This is a genomic window from Variovorax ginsengisoli, assembly GCF_030811835.1.
GTDB classification, from domain to species: domain Bacteria; phylum Pseudomonadota; class Gammaproteobacteria; order Burkholderiales; family Burkholderiaceae_C; genus Variovorax; species Variovorax ginsengisoli_C.
The window spans coordinates 1-20,011 of sequence record NZ_JAUSRO010000018.1 but is presented as its reverse complement, the minus strand read 5'-3'; the positions used below and the strand labels follow the sequence as shown (position 1 = coordinate 20,011).

At 60.2% G+C, this 20,011-nt stretch carries 18 protein-coding genes and 5 pseudogenes; 15 read left to right on the top strand and 8 right to left on the bottom strand.

The window, feature by feature from the left end:
* Positions 1 to 189: 189 nt before the first annotated feature.
* Positions 190 to 312, bottom strand: a pseudogene (locus J2W36_RS23100) (IS30 family transposase); the annotation flags it as partial.
* Positions 313 to 809: 497 nt separating this feature from the next.
* Between J2W36_RS23100 and J2W36_RS23095 the strand changes: the two are divergent.
* The 4 genes from J2W36_RS23095 (at position 810) to J2W36_RS23080 (ending at position 4,337) form a co-directional block, all read left to right on the top strand.
* Positions 810 to 1,256: a DUF2934 domain-containing protein gene (locus J2W36_RS23095; protein WP_307692124.1), complete on the top strand. Its 447-nt coding sequence runs from the start codon at positions 810 to 812 to the stop codon at positions 1,254 to 1,256.
* 1,603 nt (positions 1,257 to 2,859) lie between these two features.
* Complete coding sequence (locus tag J2W36_RS23090; RefSeq protein WP_307692123.1) at positions 2,860 to 3,552, top strand: glycosyltransferase family 2 protein; 693 nt, start codon at positions 2,860 to 2,862, stop codon at positions 3,550 to 3,552.
* A gap of 3 nt (positions 3,553 to 3,555) precedes the next feature.
* The gene (locus J2W36_RS23085) at positions 3,556 to 3,792 is read left to right on the top strand and encodes a hypothetical protein (protein ID WP_307692122.1); all 237 of its coding nucleotides are present in this window, start codon (positions 3,556 to 3,558) and stop codon (positions 3,790 to 3,792) included.
* A gap of 161 nt (positions 3,793 to 3,953) precedes the next feature.
* Positions 3,954 to 4,337, top strand: a complete 384-nt coding sequence (locus J2W36_RS23080; protein ID WP_307692121.1) for a response regulator — start codon at positions 3,954 to 3,956, stop codon at positions 4,335 to 4,337.
* A 770-nt stretch (positions 4,338 to 5,107) separates the two neighbouring features.
* Here J2W36_RS23080 and tnpC read toward each other — a convergent pair.
* From tnpC to J2W36_RS23060, 4 genes are all read right to left on the bottom strand, one after another.
* On the bottom strand, positions 5,108 to 6,043 hold the full coding sequence (gene tnpC / locus J2W36_RS23075) for an IS66 family transposase (RefSeq protein ID WP_370869375.1): 936 nt from the start codon (positions 6,041 to 6,043) through the stop codon (positions 5,108 to 5,110).
* Positions 6,044 to 6,114: 71 nt separating this feature from the next.
* Positions 6,115 to 6,357 carry an IS66 family insertion sequence element accessory protein TnpB gene (tnpB, locus tag J2W36_RS23070; RefSeq protein ID WP_307692120.1) on the bottom strand — a complete coding sequence of 81 codons (243 nt, stop codon included), beginning with the start codon at positions 6,355 to 6,357 and terminating at the stop codon, positions 6,115 to 6,117.
* Positions 6,358 to 6,861 carry a JAB domain-containing protein gene (locus tag J2W36_RS23065; RefSeq protein ID WP_307692119.1) on the bottom strand — a complete coding sequence of 168 codons (504 nt, stop codon included), beginning with the start codon at positions 6,859 to 6,861 and terminating at the stop codon, positions 6,358 to 6,360.
* Positions 6,862 to 7,076: 215 nt separating this feature from the next.
* The gene (locus tag J2W36_RS23060; protein ID WP_307692118.1) at positions 7,077 to 7,937 is read right to left on the bottom strand and encodes a LysR family transcriptional regulator; all 861 of its coding nucleotides are present in this window, start codon (positions 7,935 to 7,937) and stop codon (positions 7,077 to 7,079) included.
* Here J2W36_RS23060 and J2W36_RS23055 point away from each other — a divergent pair.
* Positions 7,928 to 8,500, top strand: a complete 573-nt coding sequence (locus tag J2W36_RS23055; RefSeq protein ID WP_307692117.1) for a GlcG/HbpS family heme-binding protein — start codon at positions 7,928 to 7,930, stop codon at positions 8,498 to 8,500. The genes J2W36_RS23060 and J2W36_RS23055 overlap by 10 nt on opposite strands.
* A gap of 308 nt (positions 8,501 to 8,808) precedes the next feature.
* Here the strand turns inward: J2W36_RS23055 and J2W36_RS23050 are convergent, their stop codons facing one another.
* Positions 8,809 to 9,588: a UPF0149 family protein gene (locus J2W36_RS23050; protein ID WP_307692116.1), complete on the bottom strand. Its 780-nt coding sequence runs from the start codon at positions 9,586 to 9,588 to the stop codon at positions 8,809 to 8,811.
* Positions 9,589 to 9,890: 302 nt separating this feature from the next.
* Between J2W36_RS23050 and J2W36_RS23045 the strand changes: the two genes are divergently transcribed.
* Complete coding sequence (locus tag J2W36_RS23045) at positions 9,891 to 10,325, top strand: DUF2513 domain-containing protein (protein WP_307692115.1); 435 nt, start codon at positions 9,891 to 9,893, stop codon at positions 10,323 to 10,325.
* A 203-nt stretch (positions 10,326 to 10,528) separates the two neighbouring features.
* Positions 10,529 to 11,353 carry an alpha/beta fold hydrolase gene (locus tag J2W36_RS23040; protein ID WP_307692114.1) on the top strand — a complete coding sequence of 275 codons (825 nt, stop codon included), beginning with the start codon at positions 10,529 to 10,531 and terminating at the stop codon, positions 11,351 to 11,353.
* A gap of 132 nt (positions 11,354 to 11,485) precedes the next feature.
* On the opposite strand, the gene J2W36_RS23035 is transcribed toward J2W36_RS23040, so the two are convergent.
* A complete protein-coding gene (locus J2W36_RS23035) occupies positions 11,486 to 12,271 on the bottom strand; it encodes a hypothetical protein (protein WP_307692113.1) in 786 nt (261 codons plus the stop codon).
* A gap of 270 nt (positions 12,272 to 12,541) precedes the next feature.
* Here J2W36_RS23035 and J2W36_RS23030 point away from each other — a divergent pair, with 270 nt between their 5' ends.
* On the top strand, positions 12,542 to 12,997 hold the full coding sequence (locus J2W36_RS23030; RefSeq protein WP_307692112.1) for a GNAT family N-acetyltransferase: 456 nt from the start codon (positions 12,542 to 12,544) through the stop codon (positions 12,995 to 12,997).
* 93 nt (positions 12,998 to 13,090) lie between these two features.
* On the opposite strand, the pseudogene J2W36_RS26595 reads toward J2W36_RS23030, so the two are convergent.
* Positions 13,091 to 13,282, bottom strand: a pseudogene (locus J2W36_RS26595) (phage integrase family protein); the annotation flags it as partial.
* Between the two features lie 1,119 nt (positions 13,283 to 14,401).
* On the opposite strand from J2W36_RS26595, the gene J2W36_RS23025 reads away from it, so the two are divergent.
* The 7 genes and pseudogenes from J2W36_RS23025 to J2W36_RS22995 all read left to right on the top strand — a co-directional run bounded on the left by J2W36_RS23025 (position 14,402) and on the right by J2W36_RS22995 (position 19,814).
* Entirely contained in the window at positions 14,402 to 14,722 is a 321-nt protein-coding gene (locus tag J2W36_RS23025) for a plasmid stabilization protein (protein WP_307692111.1), read from the top strand.
* Between the two features lie 49 nt (positions 14,723 to 14,771).
* A pseudogene (locus J2W36_RS23020) lies at positions 14,772 to 15,236 on the top strand (IS5/IS1182 family transposase); the annotation flags it as partial.
* A 1,365-nt stretch (positions 15,237 to 16,601) separates the two neighbouring features.
* A complete protein-coding gene (locus J2W36_RS23015; RefSeq protein ID WP_307692110.1) occupies positions 16,602 to 17,807 on the top strand; it encodes a GAF domain-containing sensor histidine kinase in 1,206 nt (401 codons plus the stop codon).
* A gap of 221 nt (positions 17,808 to 18,028) precedes the next feature.
* On the top strand, positions 18,029 to 18,412 hold the full coding sequence (tnpB, locus tag J2W36_RS23010; RefSeq protein WP_307692109.1) for an IS66 family insertion sequence element accessory protein TnpB: 384 nt from the start codon (positions 18,029 to 18,031) through the stop codon (positions 18,410 to 18,412).
* Between the two features lie 77 nt (positions 18,413 to 18,489).
* Positions 18,490 to 18,771: pseudogene (locus J2W36_RS23005) on the top strand (transposase domain-containing protein); the annotation flags it as partial.
* A gap of 147 nt (positions 18,772 to 18,918) precedes the next feature.
* A pseudogene (locus J2W36_RS23000) lies at positions 18,919 to 19,244 on the top strand (transposase domain-containing protein); the annotation flags it as partial.
* Positions 19,245 to 19,295: 51 nt separating this feature from the next.
* Positions 19,296 to 19,814, top strand: a complete 519-nt coding sequence (locus J2W36_RS22995) for a hypothetical protein (RefSeq protein WP_307692108.1) — start codon at positions 19,296 to 19,298, stop codon at positions 19,812 to 19,814.
* Positions 19,815 to 20,011: the final 197 nt, after the last annotated feature.

Genomic DNA, 20,011 nt, shown 5'->3' with positions numbered 1-20,011 from the left:
ACGAAGCGCCGAGAGGTCGGCTTCTCCTCTGTGGCGCCTGTGCGTGATGATGGTCCTGGCATGAAAGGCATGTTTTGACTGTTGGATTTAGACCTAAGATTATGGGAGTAATCTTAGGCCCATATGACCAAGACCGCTGCCTAGAGGTGGTCCGTGCGAGACGGAACGAATAATTGGCGAGCCCGCCGCCGGCACCGCGCGATTTTCGACAGATGCGAGGCGCTCGCTGATCGATAAGGCATCCGCGATCTGGCCATGGATCGCATTCTTTTGCGTGTCGGACCAAGAGCGTCGCACGCCGCGCGTGTGTCTGGGTTTGAGTCGGTGAGGGAGGTCGTTGCTTCGCACTCAACGTTCTCTGCCGCCGGGCGTCCTTCCTCATCCAAACGACTCGGACCGGCGCTCGTGGCGCCGCTATCGCGAGCGGCCGCCGGCGTGCCAGACACGCCTGACCCTGGAAGCCCAGGTATCGACATAGCGTGCAATAAGCGACTGCAGCGTGCTTATGGGTGTTCCTCGGGTTGGGCTTCTCAGTTGATCGGGTGTTTTGTAGCCTTCCAGGCTCTCAAGCCCAATCTGAATGAACGCCGGAACGACACATGAAAGCTTCAGGGCTAACCCATGTCACGCGCTCAACCCGCAGCGATTTCAGACATCTAATGCTGAAGTGCGCCTACGTGGTAGCCCGGATATTCACTGGCACCTTCGGCCATGAACACCTCTTCGTTTGCGGCTAAGGCAGCTATCAACTCCAAGAGCACCGCCATGCCGACGATTACACGATCCATCCCAGCGCAAAGGAGAATGACATGAGCAATATACCCGTGATAGGTTCCGGCGACGGAACCCGCCCCGCCACCAGTGGCGGTGTGGACAACATGGGAGCGGGCGAAAGCTTCACCGGTAAAAAGAACGCAGCCGGCGAAGATGTTTCAGGCCCCGGTCCAGCCGAACGCATGAAGGACAGGCGTAGGAACGTGGAAGCCACGAAGCAGGACGACTCCGCGCCATTCGGCCTGACCGAGGACCTGACGCCACAGTCCAATCGCGAGCCCGTGGTCGGCGAAGCTGCCCCCCTGGATTCCGCGCCAGACGAAGGTGGGCGCGAGGCAGCAATCCGCCGCGCCGCTTACGAAGCCTACCAGCGGCGTGAGCGCGAGGGCGGCGGCGCCGGCAGCGAAGAACAAGACTGGCTGCAGGCCGAACAGGAAATCGACCGGAAGGGGGACGTGTCCACCGCGACCCAAGGAACCTAATATGGCGACGAGCGCATCGTGGGGGGGTAGCGCCACCTGCAACCCAGGGGAAGCGACGAAGAAAGCATGGGCCCCAGCGATTCGCGTGACAGCGGCACCGATGCGATAGGCACGGGCGAGCAATCGGACACCGAGGGAGATCTTGCACGACGTCTTGGACCAAGTGCAGCTGCGCCGCGCCCAGGCCGATGTGAGCAAGCATAGCCTTATGGCCGGTTCGCCGACATTCGCTGCACTTTGTATTGAGTGGAAGTTCGCCACGAGGTCATGGGTCACGAAAACCGCGCCCGCTATGGACGGATGTACGCCAATACGGTCAAGCCGAGTGAGTCGGAAGCATCGTCCATCGAGGAAGTCGTCGCCATGATTCAGGCGGTAGGCGCCGAGTGAGACGTCGAGCGAAGTTGGCGCGGCAAGCTGGTGCGCAACGAGGGCAAGCCGTACGACAGCGTGATGAAAGGCGGGGCCAGATCGGATTTCGGCCGGGTGCCTGGCGTCTACGCGGCGCAAGTCCGATGAGCTACTTCGCGGCGGGGGTAGCGCTTTACTTTTACTCGAGGGCTTTGTTCAGCGCCTCAAGACTAGGTGGGCGCCAGCCGACAGCTTCTCGAGGCTGTTTTTCTCCGCCTCCAATTTACGCATCTGCCGAGCGACGGGAACATCAATGCGGGCGTACTCGGCGTGCTTGATGAAACTGATGATGTGCTCCTCTTAAATCTGCTATTTCTTATATCCGTCGTTCCCCAAGCTTGCGGCCTTCACGGCCATTGCGCTAGTACGGCCGGTAAGGTGCGGGTCGACAGTGCCTGGGAAAGAGCCGGGGGACAAAGGCGATAACAAGCCAGCCGCCAAGTAAAAGTCCTAGCCACAGCCGTTGGACAGCAGCAAGCACATGCATCTCCCCCGCCCCACGCTCAGAGCATGGTCACCCATGGCTTACTGGAGAACCGCAGATTGGATAGATAATAAATCTCGCATCTAAATCGGCTGGAGAGCAAGTCTGATGAATCTTCACCCTCCCGTCAATGATCCTGGAGGTCCATTGGCGCCCGCTGATTGGATGATAACGGTCGGCTGCGAGAGCGTCGGAGCGGCCGTTCACTACTCTGCTGACGTTCGTCGCAGCGGCGCGCAGGTTTGCCGCCTGTCTATCATCGGAGCCGCGTCGGAAGAGGAGGCACGGAGTCGTCTGGCGCTCAAAGCCCGACTCTGGATTGATGAATTCCTGTCACGCCATCGCTCCGAAGACATGAGCGGTGGCGGCCCGCTGCCGTAGCCCTTTGTGGGTTTGGCGCTCTTGGGCTAGAAGCCGAGCTTTTTCGCCATCAGGCAGAGCGAGGTGTAGCTCGCGATCTCGTTGAGCTCGGCCTTCTGAGCTGAGCCGATGGGCGCGACGATGAGGCTTTTTCGACCTAGTCGATCACCGAGGTGGCCTTGTGCCGCGTGTTCAAACCGATGAATACGACGTCGGATCACTCCGACGGAGGTTCCAGGTTTGAACGACGAACCGTCAGAGGCTCGCCAACCTACAACGCCCGACAACCTCAACCGACGGGGGGCATCAAGTCGGCTCGCTAGCGTGACGCACAACCCAGGAGCCCCCATGATTGGTATCGTCATCCCCGCGCACAACGAAGAAGAATTGATCGAGAACTGTGTGGCGCATGCACGAGCGTGCGTGCACCGCCAGGGCTTGTCCGGCGAGCCGGTCGAAGTGGTCGTCGTTGTCGACGCCTGCACGGATGCCACCGCGGTCCTGGCAGCCAAGGCCGGCGCCCTGACTCTGCTGGTGGATGCGCGCAACGTGGGCGTGGCTCGCGCGGCGGGCGCCGAGTTCATGCTCGCGCGCGGAGCGCGCTGGCTTGCGTTCACGGATGCGGACACGCTGGTGTCGCCTGATTGGCTAACGGATCAGCTGGCGCTCGATGCGGATGCCGTGTGTGGCACAGTCGAAGTCAGCGACTGGTCGCCCCACGCGGAGCACGCGCAGCTCCTGTCGCGCCACTTCGCGGAGACTTACCGTGATGCGGATGATCATCGCCACGTGCACGGCGCTAACCTCGGCATCTCAGCTGTGGCATACCTGCGCGCTGGTGGCTTCCAACCCCTCGCCTGCAGCGAGGACGTGGATTTGATCGCCTCTTTGGAGCGTATCGGCGCGAACATCCGCTGGAGCGCCCGCCCGCGCGTGTGCACGAGCGCCCGACGCGTGGCTCGTGCATCAGGTGGCTTCGCGGATGCGCTACTCCATGCGATCGCGCAGCGCCTGCATGGCTTAGCGTCCACCGCCGCTTGAGCCATGGACTGGTTCGATCTTGTTCAGTGGCCTGCCTTCGCTGCCTCGCTCGCCGCCGCTTACCTCGTGGGCTCCAATGACAAGGGGCGCCGCAATACGGGCTTCTGGATTTTCTTGCTGAGCAATGTGCTGTGGGTCGTCTGGGGCGTCCACACGCAAGCCTGGGCGTTGGTCGCGCTGCAGGTGGGCTTGGCTGCGTTGAACGTGCGGGGCCTGTTCAAGACGGAAACTCCCGCATGAGCGACTTGGCGGCCGCAGCCGATCGTGCTATCTCCCAAAGCGGGGCGAACTGAGTACCGGCCAAGTTACCTTTGAACCCAGCCAGACGGGTAGGCCAGCGCCTGCCCCTCTTTAAGGCCTATGCGTACAGGCAGCTGTCACAGACAGCCACAAGGTCGATCATGTCCTTTCCAATATTCCTTGTCGAAGACAACGCAGCGCTTCGCAAAACCATCGGTGATGCAATCCGCGATATTTGTGACGCTGAGGTGGTAGGGACTGCAGAGACCGAAACTCAAGCAGTGGAGTGGCTCAACGGTCATCATGGCGGGTGGCGATTGGCGGTGCTCGACCTGTTTTTGAAGACCGGCACCGGCTTCGGCGTTTTGGCCAAACTGGAGCCGCAACGGGCTGCGGAGCAAGTCATTGTGTTGACAAACTCCGCTACGCAAGAAAACCGGAACAGGTGCATCGCGCTCGGAGCGCTTGCTGTGTACGACAAGACTCAACAGTTCGATGAGTTCCTAGATCATTGCTTGCGCCACCATCAGCAATTTCAATCTTGAGGTCGGGATTCACTTTGGCATGAACCGATGGATAGCTTCACCAATTCGCGAAGCATTAAGTGGACATTCGAATTTCCGTATATTCATGTGTGAGATGCAAGAGTTGCACGCTGGATTGCGTCGGCGTCCAACGGGAGGCCCTGTGAACTGTGGCAGGAGCAACGGTTCGCGCAACCGGCTCCCCTTGTAAAAGCCCCAAGGACCGATCGGCCAGCGGTCATTGTTTCTAGACCAGCATTTGATCTTGGACTCTGGTTTTGGGGTCGGAGGCATGTTTTCAGGGGTTTTCCGTGAGGTGCGCACGAGGATCTGATCGCTGGTGTTTGCCGACGCGTTTCGATTCAATCACTCCGAGACGCGCTTTCAGCGGTAGTTCCCGACCTACAACACGTGTCGCGCGTACGTGCAAAACTTAATACGTCGGCCGCGCGAACCGCGGACATTCGTCGAAAGAGGGGGCAGACCGCTGTGAAGGTGTTTGATGTTATTCAGTGGACGGCACGGGCAGTGCCCATCACCGGTGCTTCCCGACTTCCGTCGAGTGCGCTGATAACACGCCAGTACTGGTCGGCCGAAGGACCATTTGAGACCGGTTCACGAGCGAGACGGTGCAGTGAGCGCACTTTCCGATGTCTTTGCGAGGGAATTTCCGGTTTGGCACATGGTTGTGCGGGGCACGGCGGTCTATTGGTTTCTGCTGGTGGTGTGTAAGCACGCGGCGAATACATATTGACGAGGGCCGCGCATTGGCGGCGAGCGCGAGCAGGTGGTCAGCTGTGCTGCCAGCGATGCGGCAGCAGTTCGTCGATGCGGCTATGCGGCTGTGTTGGAAGGCGCAAGAACACGTCCTTCAGATAGGCATACGGATCGTGGCCATTGAGCTTGGCTGACTGGATCAAGCTCATGATGGCTGCGGCGCGTTGCCCGGCACGAAGGCTCCCAGCGAACAGCCAGTTGCCTCTGCCCACTGCAATCGGCCGGATCTGGTTCTCCACCCAGTTGTTGTCTGCAGGCAAGTTGCCGTCGTCCAGGTAGCGCGTCAGCGCAGCCCAGCGCTTCAGGCTGTAGTTCAATGCTTTGGCTGTCCCTGAACCTTCCGGGACCTTGAGCCGCTGCGCGATCATCCAGGCATGCAGTGCTTCGGCGATCGGCCGACCCCGCGCTTGGCGGATGCGATGCCGTTCATCTGCGTCGAGATCCTTCACCTCACGCTCGATCTCGTAGAGCCGAGCGAAGTACTGGATGCCTGCCTCTGCGACGTGACTCTTGTTGGCTGTGTGCAACTCGACGAACTTGCGCCGGGCGTGGGCCAGGCATCCAGCTTCGACGACGCCTTTGGCCAGCAGGGCCTTGTAGCCCGAGTAGTCGTCGCAAACCAGCGCGCCGCGCCATTCGCCCAGGAAGTCCTGCGCATGCTGGCCGGCCCGGCTGTCAGCGAAGTCGTAGACCACGCCCTTCATGCCTTCGAGGGCGCCTGGTGTGTAGGCCCACAGGTAAGCGCGGTGCGTCTTGCCGGTGCCAGGCTTGAGCATCGCTACCGGCGTCTCGTCGGCATGCAGTACTCGATGAGCAAGGATGAGCGTCTCGATCGAGCGGTGCTTGGCCTCGAGCAAGCTTTGCTGCTCAGTGAAGTCCTTGATTAGCCGGAGAGTCACCTCGCGCAGTTGTTCTGCGTCGAGGCCCTTCAGTTGTTCGGCATCCACCATGAGCAGGTATGGTGCCGCCCGAGCGTGTGAATGTCATCGGCGTTTGCCGCAATTGCACGGCTGCCGTGCGATCACACCACGGTGATAACACCCGCTGCCCCGACGCGCTGCCAGGGCAATCCGAGCACAAGCGCGTCGAGCTGCTCACGCGTCATCGCCATCTGCGTACCCAGGCTCGCGTTGGCCCAGAGGAACCGGCCCTGGTTCAGCCGACGTGCGCACAGCCAGATGCCGATGCCATCGTGTACGAGGACCTTCATGCGGTTGGCCCGTCGGTTGGCGAACAGGCACGATGCCTGCCAACTCTCAGGCAATCAAGATGACTTCGCCGTGCGCTTACCAATGACCCGCACATCCACGAGCGACAGCGCCGTTTTCAGCGTTTGAGTCAGCATCTCGTCCGCCCGCGATGGCTCGGCACTGCCTGATGGATGGTTGTGCACGAAGATGACTGCCGAGCTGTTGAGCTTCATCGCATCCTTGACCACCTCGCGTGGATATACCGATGTCTGGCTGACCGTGCCCTGGAACATCTCCACGTACTCCACGACCCGGTGCTGAGTGTCCAGGTGCAGGACCGCGAACACCTCATGCTCCAACCCTGCCAAGCGAAGTTGGAGGAAGTCCTTGACCATCTGTGGTGACGACAGCGTATCGGTACCACGCACCCGGCTTGCCAGCAGGCATTGAGCAGCCTTCAGGATTTCATATTCGCCTGCCGGACGGTAGCTGCCGGCGGCATCGCGCACCAGCAGTGCCGAAGTGTCAGCATAGGAAGTGGTGAACGAATCGAGAGATGAGAAGAGGTCGTGTGCCATGGTCGGCTCCGTGAATCAGGCGGAATTGCCCGAGACCGGAAGCAGCACGCCGCAGCGCAGTTGTCAGGGTTCGAAGACGGCCGGCAGGACGCAAGGATGCGCAGCAGCCGCCGACCTTGACAGCGAGAACGACGTGCTACGGTGAGAGGGAACAGCAAGCCCGCCCACCTCCAACGTCACCTGTGTTTTTGAACCGCATCGGGAATTGGTCGCACTCAAGCCAGAATCGCAGAACCTTCCGCGACCAGTTCGGCGATGAGATCCGCCATCAGCCTGACACGCGGCGAGCGACGAACATCAGGATGGACGACGCACCAGATTTCCCGCAGAATAGGTCCGTCCACACCCGGCACCTTGACCAGACCATCGTCGGTATGCACAAGAAAACTGGGAAGCATCGCGAGCCCCATCCCGTCCCGGCAAGCGCGATGTATCGCCGCAAGATCATTGCTTTTTAGGATGAAGGGCCTGTCACCGGCCATACGCGCGAGCAACTGCTGATGAGGCACATCGCTCAATGGATTCCCGTAGCCGAGGAAACACCACTCCGCCTCCGCACGCGCTAACCAGGCCGGCGCTGCAAAGACGTGAAAACTCAGTACGCCCAACTTGCGCGCAGCCAGTCCCGGCTCGCTCGGGCGCATGAAACGAAGGGATAGATCGGCTTCGCGGCGATGAAGGTTGGCAGTGCGGACCTCTCCAACGAGATCCAGGTCGATGCCCTTCCATCGGTCAGTGCGTCTGGCCAGTCGTGGCACGAGGAACTGGCTTGCAAACACCGGCGGTGCTGAGATGCGGACCGTTCCCTGAAGGCTGGTCGCCGATGTGGCCGCGCGGCCGAATGCCAGGCCTTCGTGCTCAAGACGCTCCGCTGGCGCAATCAGCGCCGCCCCCTCGCTCGTCAAGGCCCAACTCCGTGGGAGCCGGTCGAACAAACGAACGCCGAAGCTCGCCTCCAGCGCGCCAACGCGCCGCGCGACGGTGGAATGCTCCACTTGCAGCGTGCGCGCGGCACCGGACAGGCTTCCTTCACGAGCAACGGCAAGGAAGAAACGTACGTCGTCCCATGCTGGCAAGGTCCGTGAAGAGGAGGCAGGCGGCGGATCGGGTGATTTGCGCACAGCAAATGCGAGGGATCGGGGATAGGCACCCAGTCTATCCATTCCTAACATCGACAGATTCACCTACCTACAAGGAATCCAACGTGAACTCGGCCTCAAACATCGTTCAATACGGTCCGCCCCTGTCGCTCAACGTTGCGCGGCGAATTGCCGCCGCCGCAGAAGCCGAGGCCCAGCGCAACGGCTGGCCGATGGTGATCGCCATCATGGACAGCGCCGCCAACCTCGTCCTGCTGCACAAGATGGACCATGCCCAGACCGGAAGCGTTGCGATCGCCCAGGCCAAGGCGGAAAGCACCGTGCGGTTCAAGCGCCCGACCAAGATGTTCGAAGAGGCGCTGGCTGTCGGCGGCATCAACCTAAGACTGCTGGCCACGGATCGTGCATGCCCACTCGAAGGCGGCCTGCCGGTGATGATCGATGGTCGTATCGTCGGTGCGATCGGCGTTTCCGGCATGCAATCCACGCAAGACGCGCTGGTCGCAGCCACCGGGGTCCAGACAATCGCCAACGATTGAGCAGTCTTCGAAATTGGTACATCGTGCCAAGTCAACAGCCGTGTGCCGACGATCGAGACGAATGACTGTAGCGGCGCGTCTCATTGAACTTGGTGGTAGTGATCGCAGCACAATATTGAAAATCGCGCGCCGACCTGGCCATTGCGCCGGGCGTGGTGGATGCCATCGCTGACTTCATTGCCACGTCACCCACGCGCTGAAGCATCGGCAAACGGCTGGGTCTTGGGGTCGTTCGCGTGCTCACCTTAGCATGCATGCCCCGGCATTTCTCAAGTGAGACATCGGGGAAATCGCTTCCCGTCCCACTATCAATGCAGATCAGCCGCCGCGCCGCAGCACTTCTTGAACTTCTTGCCGCTGCCACAGGGGCAAGGCTCATTGCGCCCCACCTTGGGTTGCATGGTTTTCGCCACCTCACGTTGATAAATGGCAAGCCGTAGCGGTAACCAGTGCGCATGCATGTCCAGCACTGCCTGTGGGATTTGAAGTGCCAATTCCGCCCTCATGGCCGGCGTTTCGGTGAGCTGGTCCTGATCCGCCGAGAAGTCGCTTTCACCCAGCAGGGCAATCGGTCTGTACCACGCCAGTCCTTGCGGCGTCGTCAGCAGTGACTGCCAGTCATTCCAGCAAAGCTTCACCCCCTCAATGAAGCCGTAGGCCCATGCCTCAGCGTCGTCATACTCCCGCTCGTCGCCTTCGTAAGTCATGGTCGACCAGCAAGGACTGATTTGCGGCGGCTCATCTTCCAGCCCGACGATGATGGTGTTGAAGTAGCGCATGACCAGTCCCAGCATGTGGTTCAACTGTTCGATGGAATCCATCGGCGGCATCATGTCCTTGGTGCCCCATATCTTGGGAAGCCACTGCTTTGGATGGATGGTGGTGGGGCCAACCGCGATGGCGTGCATGAAGCCGTCGGCCATGTCCAACGTCATGACATCGTCGTTGTCGATCTCGTAGAGCAGGAACTGGTCAAGTTCCTCGAACTCGTCGTCGATCAGCGGGCAAATGGGGTCGTCATTGCGGGAGACCGAGGCGATGGAAAGTGTGGATTTTCGCGCACGCCACGGCACGAAGCCCGCGTGCATTCGGTGCCCAGCCGCGCAACATTGAAAATCTCTTGGCCAGCCTGGACAGGGCGGACACACCGAAGGAAGGCAATTCAGCGAACCGACATGTCCGCTGGTACAAATTTTCGGTCAGCACCCCCGATTCACCGGCAGCAGCTCCATTGCGAACCAAGCATGGCGATTTAACAGGTGACGCAAACTGAGAATTCCGATTTAATGAGACTGTCGGGCTTACGGAGCTGGACGGAAACCATCGAATCGCATGTGCAGCCAGTGCATCGGTTTTTCGTTCCGACAGTGAGTTCAAGGACACTAATGAAATGAAGCGCGACTGGGATTTGCTGAGAGAACAACTTCTTGCCATTGAAGAGGACAAGGATTTCAAGACCGTGATTTTGGGCGAGATCGCCGATGAACCTCGCTGGCTTGACGGCCAGCCTGAGGTGGATTACATCCAAATAATGACGAAATATCAGAAGGCTGAGTCTCGTATTTTCGGACATCTGGAGATGCTGGTCGACAACGGTTATGTCGAAGGTTTGTTTCTCAGCAGAAGCGCTGGTGGCAGCAGCTTTTCCTATGGCCTGGCAGATCCACGACTAACTATGGCCGGCCACGACTTGCTCGACACAATGCGATCCGCGCCGTTGTGGGAGAAGATTAAAACGACCGCGAAAACAAAGGGAGTAGAACTTACGTTCGACACCATCAAGGGCCTAGCGGGCTTTGCTCTGAAGTCGTTGTTGAGCGGATGATGGCCGTTAGGACGCAAGGACGCTAAGCAGCCGCATACCTTGAAAACGAGAGCGGCGTGCTACGGTGAAAGGGAACAGCAAGCCCCCCGTCACCTGTGTTTTGAATCCGTTGAGGGCAGCGCAAGCGTCTGGTGAACTCGTCTTGCATAGCCCGACAACCGCAGACTTGACATCCAAAGTCTTCGATCAGTATCGTGACCTCCATGAAGACGACGAAGCTGGTTGAAGTTGATGGCGCAATGCTGGCGGCTGATGTGGAATCCAACAAAGGCGCGGGAGGGGTGCCGATACTGTTCCTGCATGCCAACGTCGCAGACCGGCGAATGTGGGATGGCCAGTGGCAATACTTGGTCACAAGACACCCCGTGGTGAGCTACGACCGACGAGGCTTCGGAGAATCGCGCACGTTGAGGCCAACCTCGTACTCCAACGTGTCCGACCTCTGGGCGGTGATGGATCGGCTGGAATTGGAGCAGGCCGTTCTTGTCGGATGCTCCATGGGAGGGCGGATCGCCATCGATGCGGCGTTGGCGCGCCCCGACAGAGTGGCGAGCCTGGTTCTCGTTTCTCCGGGGGTCAGTGGTGCGCCTGCGCCCGAACACGGCGAACCCGTGAAGGCGCTGATGGATGCCATCGGCGTCGCAGCAGCGCGGGGTGACCTCGATACGAAGAATGAACTTCAGGCACAACTTTGGTTGGACGGACCGTTGAGCCCGCCATGCCGGGTGCAAGGCGAGGCCCGACGACTCTTTCTCGCGATGAACGGGACGGCCCTGCGGGCGGAGAGTCCCGGTGTGGCATCCGAAGAACCATCCGCATGGGACCGCCTGGAGGCGGTCAAACCACCGACCCTGGTGATGTGGGGGGATCTGGACTTGCCGCATTTGCAGCAGAGGTCCGAGCTTCTCGCGCAACGCATTCCGAAAGCCCAAAGCGTTGTCCTACCGGGCACAGCACATCTGCCCGCACTGGAATCGCCCCAACAGTTCCAGAGGGCTCTTGGGCCTTTTTTGGAGAATGGCAAGTAGCTGTCCTGTCGAGCCCAGTGCCCGGCCAACGGAACCGTCACCGCGCAACATTGAAAATCGCTCGGCCAGCCTGGACAGGTTGGACACACCGAAGGCGCAGCGCGTGCGGGTAGCGAATGTTCATGCTGTGTTCTACACCGGCGCCCCGCCTCGACGAACCAAGCTTCGCGCCCAGACAAACGCCGTCGCCATCACGCCGGCCAACGCGGAAGCGCATGACAACATGTGCGAAGTCCTCCCGTAGCCTGCCCACCCCGCAAGGCCAAAGAAACCAAAGATGATCGCGATAGTGACTGTGGCAAGAGTTCGCTGACGGCTCGGGGAGCCGGAGGCCAGTCGGTCCATCGCCGCCGGCATCGTGCGATGAAATAACCACCACATGGCACCCAGTGTCGGAATGCCGAGCACGACCAGAATGGAACTCGGCGATGCTCCGAGTGCCTGCGCGATATGCCCGATGTCGCCGTGGTCGGCGAACGTTCTGATCGGAACATAGGAAAAGAAATTTCCAACCGACATCACGTTGACAGCGAAGGCGAACAAGGCGAGGCCGTCGTGTCTCCTCGCCGCACTTGAGTTCGCGAAGGCAAGCGATAGGAAGTAGGTGAGTCCATTGCCCAGGGCTGGCCCGGCCAGCGCCACGAGGCCCACAGCCCATCCCGCGCCGTGACTGAACATGTTCTGGTAATCGACATACTCGTCAATTCCGCTGAGGAGCAGCAAATTGAGAAGCCCGGCTCCGCCAAAGTGGAGCTGAAGCGGGTTGGGCTTGTAGCCAAGGGCGAACGCGGTAAAGGAATGCGCGTACTCGTGCACGAACACGGCAAGGTGATGCGCGAGAAGAAAACACACGACCCATGTGATGGCCGAAGCGTCCCTCGTTTCCGGTTGATGGCTTGGCAGGACGCTTGAGTTCATCAGTTCAAGATTGGTTGATGCCGGGACCCACATCGTGGCTAGAGTTCAACATCCTGGTATAGCCGATCTGACGAAACGCACCTGACAGGCGCCACATGCAGCCTGAACGCGCGAAATATCGGCCTGGAGAGCCTGGACGGGTACTGCCGGTGCTGCGACCACGGTACCTCTGGAGCATGTCCAACCTGTCCAGACTGGCCGTGCATTTCCGGACCTTGACGTGACGGCGAGCGAGCCGGTCGCTCAATCATTTCACTAGACTCATGCATCATGAAACCACAATTCAGACGAGCAACGGAGGTGGATGTTGCGGCCGTGGGCTTGCTGGTACGCACCGCATATGCGAAGTGGGTTCCGGTCATCGGGCGCGAGCCACTTCCGATGAAGGCCAACTACGAAGCGGCAGTGAGAGCACACCTAGTCGATCTGCTGGAGGTCGACGGCGCACTCGCAGCGGTGCTTGAAATGATTGCCGAGCCGGAATGGTTGCTCATTGAAAACCTCGCTGTCGCGCCGTCTTTCCAGCGCCAAGGTCTTGCAGGTATTCTCCTAGCGCGGGCGGCAGACACGGCTCAGGCTTTGGGACTCAAGGGGCTTCGGCTTTTCACGAACAAGAAGTTTGAGTCGAATGTCGACTTGTACCTGCGACACGGGTTTACTGTTGATCGCGAGGAGCCGTTCATGGGTGGGTTCACGGTTTATATGAGCAAAGCGCTCGTGACTTGATCTCCGATGAGCCCCTGCCCTGGCTCCGCGCGTGCGCTCGTCCGCTTCCTCCCCCGGTCCCCTTCGATTCGCTCCACGGCTGCGCCACCAGCGAGACCCCATGCTGTTGATCCGGTCGACGAGCGTGAAGAGTGTCGGGGACCCGGCCGCCTCGATGCGTTCGGCCAGCGCCGGCGCCAACCATGCGCCTACGGTATCGCCGGGCTTCGGATCTTGCGCGACCAAGCCTTCAAGCCAGCGCAGGGCGTCTAGCTGGCGATTCACGAGTTGCGTCCGCCGTGACATGCGGCGCGTGTTGCCGCCGTACTCGGCCGCGTAAGCCTCTGCCTGCTCGGCCTCCGAGAAATCTTCCATGCCGCGCTCAAGCACAAACGCCTCCAAGGTTGGCAGCTGCGGCTTTTCGAGCTCGGATGCATCGATCAGGACCAGCCGTGCGGTGCTGGCCTTTGCTTCGCGGCGCGCAGCTGCTGCGAACTCAGCACGCATCCACGCGACTGCACTTTTCGCCTTGCGGGCATCAGTGTTCTCTGACTCAAGCCGCAGGTACCGTGTCCAGGCTTTGAGCGGCTCAAGTCTATGCCGGACGCTTCAGTAGCGACTGAGTGTGAGTGCGGCGGTCGATGGCGAACCCTTACGCACAATGGAAAATAAACTAACGGCATTTCGGATTTGTATAATTCTCCATATATTGCAAACGCATAGTAAGCACGGCTTGCCGTTAGTTTATTTACTGGGGTGGCTGAATCCATATCGAGTTGCGGAGAACTCGTAGCACGAGAGTATTTGGCAATGGTTACAAAACCAGCTGAACAAGCTACTTCACTCCGAGGTGAAGACGGTCCAGTCTGGTTCAGTGGGATCGTGAATCTTCAGGTCGAGCCGCATCGTACGCATCAGGACGGTCGGCTCGCAATGGTCGTCACCGACGGTGTGCAATCACCGGAACCGCGAGCCGTCCGCGATGCGGTCGCTGGCCGCACGATCCGTCCAAGTTTCTTAGTCCCAATGCAGCAGGTCCCCAGTGACGCGTGTCCACGGTAAGCAATGGGATGGATGCCCACCTATAACGGCACCGACGTGCCACAGTGGAAATGTCACCAACCATTTGCACCGAAAGGTGCACTACGGCGTTGCTCAGACAGCAGCTGCCGCACGACCTCGCGGCATACCGCCTGGGCCACTATTTTCCTTATGGCGACCTCGCATTGTCACGTCGACTTCTGTCGATCGAACCAAGTCTGTAGGGATACCCTTGATTCTCAACTGGAACTGGTCCTACTCATCAGAAGTTCCACACTTCTATCTTTGAAGCCGTCGGCATTGCGCCGCGCTTTTCCATTCATAGTCTTCAAGTCATCGCCGAACTCGCGATCACGACAACGCTCAATTCTCAAGGAGAGCAGCATGCCTCAAGGTGATAAATCCTCGTATTCGAACAAGCAGAAGCGTCAAGCCCAGCACATCGAAGAGGGATACGAGAAACGAGGGACTTCCAAGCCCGAAGCCGAGCGGCGCGCCTGGGCCACGGTCAACAAGGAAACCGGTGGCGGTCGCAAGAGCGGCTCGGGTCGCGGACACCCAACCAACACCGCCCCCTCGCGTAAGGGAGGCCATATCGGCGGCGCCGCGTCGGCAGGCAGAACGGCAGCACAGCGCTCCACTTCTGCCAAGAAGGCGGTGGCCATACGCAAGCGCAATGCCGAGCATCGGGCTTCTGCACACTGAGGGCGCCCGCAACGACACTGATGGAGTTTCGTAGAGCAGGACCGCGTCCATCCAGGCGTGGGCCAGCCACCGCAGCTTCGTGCACAAGAACGGCGTCGGCGACGAAGGCGACGATGGCAATGAGGACAACACCTGTGCCACCACCTTCAAGGGCCAGAACCGCAGCAATGACACCCATGAATCCAGCACCGACTTCGATGCGCGGCTGTACCGCCAGGGCAAGGCGGCCAAGATCATGATTCATTGAGGCTTGCGAGGCGGCAGCCGAGGACGCGATCAGCATCACGCTTGGCGCGGACGAGGGCGTCACAACGCACACGGAGCAGAACAACTAGGTCGTTGCTCGGCAGTACCCCGATGTCATCGCAGCCAGCGAGCGCTACGCGCTGTCTCAGCGTAAGCTCATCGAGCAAGGCTTCGGCTGGGCCAGGTGATGGTGCGCGAGGTGCGCGGGCAGAAGCGCGCGTGGACACCTGTCCGTATTGGGGCGTACAACCTGACGCGCATGCGTTAGTTCGGGCAAGTCCGCCCGCAGTCTGCGTGAGGCACGAAAAGAAGCTCGAGAAGCTTCGGCAATCAGCAAAAGCGACTCGAAACACCTTCCCCAGCTAACCATGTAAAAAGCAGCTGGCTGAAGGAACGGGCTCGTCCACGCGGGAGTACTTCAGGACCCTGTCAAGGCTGCGATCTGAAGCTCGAGAAGCTGGCCGATCTCGCCACCAGCTCCACGGTCTTGCGAGCGCAGCCTAAGCCCAAAAGTCGGAGATAGTTCCTGCCAAAGTGCCGGACGACGAGGGCGATCACCCCTGGATTTTCGAAGAAACGCAGGTTGGCAAGATAATAAACCTCACATCTAGAAAACGGCTGGCGAGCAAGTCCGATGAATCTTCACCCTCCCGTGAATGACCCTGGAGGTCCATTGGCGCCCGCCGATTGGACGATAACAGTCAGCGCTGAAATCGTAGGCGCGGTCGTTCACTACTTTGCCGACGTTCGTCGCAGTGGCACGCAGGTCTGCCGCCTGTCGATCATCGGCACCGAGTCAGAAGAGGAGGCCCGGAGTCGGCTGGCGCTCAAAGCCCGGCTCTGGATTGACGACTACCTGTCGCGCTCTCGCTCTGGAAACACAGGGTGCGGCCCCTGACAAGCCTTTTGAGGCTCAGCGCTCTTGGATTAGAAGCAGAGTTCTTTCGTCATCAGGCAGAGCGAGTGCAACTGGCAGTCGCGTGCTCGGTCTTCTGAGCCGAGCCAATGAGTGCAGCGTTAAGAGCGAGGCATTCCTCCATCTGGTCAATCAACTAGGACGCTGCCCGCGCATCGGTTCGACTTCATAAGCGTGAGCGATCCCGACCGCCTCTCGATTGCCATGGCGGGCATGCGAACACCACAAGCTCCCAAGTCGGACCAGCTCGTCAGCGGGAGCATGGGTAAGATGAACAGGAGGTCTTACAGAACTGATGGCCGGACACGATACAGATGCCCAGACTTGCATGTACTAGAGCTTCTCCCAATGGGCTAAGTTGTACCGGGACGGGCTGCGCAGGCGCTCAGCTACCTAAGCCACTACGATCCCGATCAGCAGGCGACCTCCTTGCATGGCCTAAGCAGCCTGCAGCTTCGAGGATACCAACAAACTTCAAACTCCCTCGCCTCATATAAATTCGATACAAACTACAGGGTTTTTATAAAAAATATCATATCCCCCGTTCTTCTTGACGCTACGTTGAGACTTATCCGTTTGCAATCCGCTACATGGTAGCGCGCAAATACGACCGTTGCAGAAGGGTGATTTCTGCGCAAAAATCTGCTGCTCCAGGAAAATCCATAGCGATTTTTCATCGCACGCACCTTGCCGACAGTGATTGCTTTGACATACCACTTGGAACTTGCTGAAAACATCCGGCGTGACATTGAAGCAATCGGCCGCATCAGTGCCGTCCCTGCTATGCTCCAGCTCATCTGCGATCAGACCGGCATGGGGTTCGCTGCCATCGCACGCGTCGACGAGGAGAGCTGGACGGCTTGTGCCGTCTTAGATCGGATCAATTTCGGGCTCAAGCCGGGTGATCAACTTGAGGTCAATTCGACGCTCTGTGTCGAAGTGCGCGGCTCCTGTAAGCCTGCGGCGTTCGATCATGCGAGCCGGCACCCGGTCTACTGCGAGCATCCAACGTCGCGGGTGCTCAATATAGAGAGCTATATCTCTGCGCCAATCGTCAAGCGCGATGGTAGCTACTTTGGTAACCTTTGTGCGATCGATCCCGACCCGCACCAGGTGAACAATACCAAGGTTTTGGCGCTGTTTCAGGGCTTTGCGGATCTGATCGCTCATACGCTCGAACTTGTGGACAGGCAGAGCCTGACTGAGTCGGCGCTGCTTGATGCCGAGGCGACCGCGGAGCTTCGCGACCAGTTCATCGCCGTGTTGGGGCACGATCTGCGCAATCCGCTTGCGACCCTGAGCGCGATTGGAGAGATTTTCTCGAGGAAGTCCAGCGACCCAGAGGTCATGCGCGCTGCCCAACGGATTCGGACGACCACTAGGCGCATGGCTGCACTTATCGAAGACGTGATGGATTTCGCGCGTGGTCGGATGGGAAATGGCCTGGGTCTCACATTCGAAAACATTCCTGATCTCGGCGTCGCGCTTGATGACGTTGTTGCCGAGATTCGGGCTGCCCACCCGCATCGCACAATCATCGAGGACATTCGCGTGCTCAGCCCTGTTCATGGTAGCCGTGGACGGCTTCAACAATTACTATCCAATTTGCTCGGAAATGCCGTTGCCCATGGTGAGCCCGACAGTCCGATCGAGGTTGCCGCCTGGACCAAGGACGGGTGGTTCGTCTTGAGCGTAAGGAATGGTGGCGCACCGCTTCCCTCGTCTGCCCTTGACAAAATATTTCAGCCTTACTGGCGACCGGCAGGAAGCAAGGGTCGAGGTGGTCTCGGACTGGGGTTGCACATCTGCTCGCTGATCGTGAAGTCACATGGAGGATCCATGCAAGTGACGTCGACTCCTGAGCATGGAACAGCATTCATCGCTCGTCTCCCTGCTCAGCTTGGTGCGGCCGTCATAGTCTAAGGATGCGCCGATCAATGACCGGTGCCGAGCATGCAAATACAGACGCAGTACGAAAGCGCGGTGTAGCCAGTGAGTTGATAGCGTTGCGGGTTGCGGAGCACGTTTTCGGGTGCGTTGCGCGCCCTTCCAACGCCGCTCAGCGCGCTCAGCCCCCAGACGCCGGCATCAGGTCCTTCGCCAATGCTGCTGCCCTTCACCCTTGAAGTGGCGCCGCCCGCGCCATGCCCCTCACCAACGCTGGCGACGCCTCGTCAAGCCGCAGGACCATCGAGATTGATGTCGGCGGTGTACGAGTTCGACTGCGCGGTACGGTCGACGAAGCCAGCGTGCGCCATGTCCTGCAGACGCTCAAGGCGCTGGAGGCTAATCCCTTCTGCGGTCACGTGTTCGTCTTCCGCGGCCGGCGCGGCGGCCTGCTCAAGATGCTGTGGTTCGACGGACAGGGATTGCCGCTCCTGGCCAAGCGCCTGGAGCGTGACCGCTTCATCTGGCCGCAGGCGCAAGGGGGCAAGGTCTGGCTCACGCCGGCGCAGCTCTCGATGCTGCTCGAAGGCATCGACTGGCGCATGCCGATGCGCACCCATCAATCCGCGCTCGCGGCTTGATCTGCGCTCAAGCATTCGCGTCCTGAACGCGTGGGCCTCGGTCAATTCCGGGCACGTCCGATGGCATAGTAGAGGGCGTGCCGAACGCCAACCACGCGCCCCACACCGTCGACTCGCTGTTGCGTGTGGTAGAAGCCCGTGATACCGAAGTTGCCCTGCTCAAGCTGCTCGTCGACAAGCTCAAGGTGCAGTTACTGCGTCAGGTGCGAGCCCGCTTCGGCGCCTCCAGCGAACAGCTGGACGACCCGCAGATCGCATTGATCGAAGGCTTGCCAGTCCCTGAGCTTGCACCGGTCGCGAAGACGCCCAAGGCGCCAGCGGCCAACGGCGAAGGCGTCGACCGCGGCCTGCCCGCACACTTGCCTCGAGAGAACCATGTGTACCGGCCCGAGGCGTCGCATGCGCGCCACGACGCCGCCGGCCAGGCCTGCGGCCGCAGCGCTTGCGGCGGCCGGCTGCGCCAGATCGGCCAGGACGTCTCCGAGCAACTGGAGTACACGCTCACGCGCCTGGGGTCGTTGACGCGCTACCGCGACGACGGGAGCATCGAGATCGACAACAACGCTGCGGAGCGCGCGCTGCGCGGGGTGAGCCTGGGCCGCAAGAACTTCATGTTCATGGGCTCGGACGCCGGGGGCGAGCGTGCTGCAGCCATCTACAGCCTGGTGGAGACGGCCAAGCTGAACGGGCTCGACCCCGAGGTTTACCTGCGCGATGTGCTCGGTCGCATTGCCGACCATCCGAGATCAACCGCATCGCCGAGTCGCTGCCGTGGAACATCGGTGGTCCGAATGGCCCGCAGCAGCACGCCGAACAGCGGCTGGCCGCCTGAGGGCCTCGTGCCCGGACGCCTGCAACCGGACAACGCAAAGAGGACGACGCAGTGAACCCGCAAGACACCGACCCGAAGCTGATCGATGCGCTCAACCGGGCGAGCAGTCTGGAGCTGTTCCAGCTGAGCACCATCATCGAACGGATGCTGGCCGATTCCAGACGCATCCTCGCCGTGCGCGCGAACATGAACCTCGGCCAGACGGTGCGCCTCCTCGACTGGCGCGACGGTCAGATGCGTACCGGCAAGGTGGTCGCCATGAAGGACACGCAGGTCACCTTGCACGAGGAAGCCATGCGGCGTGAATGGAAGCTGCCCTACGGCGCCGTCGAACCATCAGGTCCTGCAAGCCCACCTGCAGCGGCATCTGCGCGCACAGCTCCACCACAGAACTTGCCCTCACGAGGCGACTTCCGATGCGGCGAGAAGGTCTCGTTCGACGACAAGTACCTCCAGCGTCAGATGGGCATCGTCGTGCGCATCAACCAGCGCACCGCTACGGTCGACACTGGCAACGGGTATTCATGGCGAGTGCCGTTCCACATGTTGCGACAGGTCTTCGACATCTGAGCGTTCGGCCTTTGTCAAGAGGGCCATGAGCTGACGCTTACATGGAGTCAACCGTATGATCCTTGAATGGGCAAGAAAGTCAGAAGGCAAACCTGAGAGGCCTCAGCGTGCTGCGGCACGCCCGTTCTGCTCGGTGGACTTGAAGACGCTGACGGTATGCGAGAGCACATCCGCCTGCGTCTGCAATGCGACGGCCG

Bases quoted from the DNA above. Each gene is read 5' to 3' on its own strand.
- J2W36_RS23090 (WP_307692123.1), top strand. From the start codon at position 2,860: ATGATTGGTATCGTCATCCCCGCGCACAACGAAGAAGAATTGATCGAG.
- J2W36_RS23025 (WP_307692111.1), top strand. From the start codon at position 14,402: ATGCCTCAAGGTGATAAATCCTCGTATTCGAACAAGCAGAAGCGTCAA.
- J2W36_RS23030 (WP_307692112.1), top strand. From the start codon at position 12,542: ATGAAACCACAATTCAGACGAGCAACGGAGGTGGATGTTGCGGCCGTG.
- J2W36_RS23035 (WP_307692113.1), bottom strand. From the start codon at position 12,271: ATGAACTCAAGCGTCCTGCCAAGCCATCAACCGGAAACGAGGGACGCT.
- J2W36_RS23080 (WP_307692121.1), top strand. From the start codon at position 3,954: ATGTCCTTTCCAATATTCCTTGTCGAAGACAACGCAGCGCTTCGCAAA.
- J2W36_RS23050 (WP_307692116.1), bottom strand. From the start codon at position 9,588: ATGCACGCGGGCTTCGTGCCGTGGCGTGCGCGAAAATCCACACTTTCC.
- J2W36_RS23095 (WP_307692124.1), top strand. From the start codon at position 810: ATGAGCAATATACCCGTGATAGGTTCCGGCGACGGAACCCGCCCCGCC.
- J2W36_RS23040 (WP_307692114.1), top strand. From the start codon at position 10,529: ATGAAGACGACGAAGCTGGTTGAAGTTGATGGCGCAATGCTGGCGGCT.
- J2W36_RS23045 (WP_307692115.1), top strand. From the start codon at position 9,891: ATGAAGCGCGACTGGGATTTGCTGAGAGAACAACTTCTTGCCATTGAA.
- tnpB (WP_307692109.1), top strand. From the start codon at position 18,029: ATGCCCCTCACCAACGCTGGCGACGCCTCGTCAAGCCGCAGGACCATC.
- tnpC (WP_370869375.1), bottom strand. From the start codon at position 6,043: ATGGTGGATGCCGAACAACTGAAGGGCCTCGACGCAGAACAACTGCGC.
- J2W36_RS23065 (WP_307692119.1), bottom strand. From the start codon at position 6,861: ATGGCACACGACCTCTTCTCATCTCTCGATTCGTTCACCACTTCCTAT.
- J2W36_RS23085 (WP_307692122.1), top strand. From the start codon at position 3,556: ATGGACTGGTTCGATCTTGTTCAGTGGCCTGCCTTCGCTGCCTCGCTC.
- J2W36_RS23055 (WP_307692117.1), top strand. From the start codon at position 7,928: ATGCTGGCAAGGTCCGTGAAGAGGAGGCAGGCGGCGGATCGGGTGATT.